Source organism: Vibrio sp. 970 (assembly GCF_033339075.1).
On record NZ_JAWOTW010000504.1, the window covers coordinates 1 to 614 of the forward strand.

Sequence of the window (614 nt, forward strand, 5' to 3'; positions counted from 1 at the left end):
TAAAGAGCTCGATCGTGTGCTTGGTGGTGGTGTCGTACCTGGTGCGGCGATTCTGATAGGTGGTAACCCTGGCGCGGGTAAGTCGACGTTGCTTCTTCAAACTATGTGTACGTTATCAGGGCTGATGCCGACACTTTACGTTACGGGTGAGGAATCGCTTCAACAGGTTGCGATGCGCGCGTCTCGTCTTGGTCTGCCAAAAGAGCACCTGAAGATGCTATCAGAAACCAACGTCGATAAAATTTGCCAAATTGCAGAGAAAGAGCAGCCCAGAATTATGGTGATTGACTCGATTCAGGTTATGCACGTTTCTGATGTTCAATCGTCACCGGGCAGTGTTGCTCAGGTGCGAGAATCTGCGACGGCACTGACGCGATACGCAAAACAGAACAATGTTGCGGTATTTATTGTTGGTCACGTAACGAAAGATGGTACTCTTGCCGGCCCTAAAGTCCTTGAGCACATTATTGACTGTTCTGTCTTGCTTGATGGCGGAACAGATAGTCGTTTCCGTACACTGCGCAGCCACAAAAACCGTTTTGGTGCGGTAAATGAATTAGGCGTGTTTGCGATGACGGGGCAGGGACTGAAAGAAGTAAGTAACCCATCGGCGA

At 49.5% G+C, this 614-nt stretch carries 1 protein-coding gene; it reads left to right on the forward strand.

Annotation, left to right across the window (positions count from 1 at the left end; translation table 11 throughout):
* On the forward strand, positions 1–614 hold a 614-nt coding region (locus R7Q11_RS27555), incomplete at both ends, for an ATPase domain-containing protein (protein WP_225467155.1).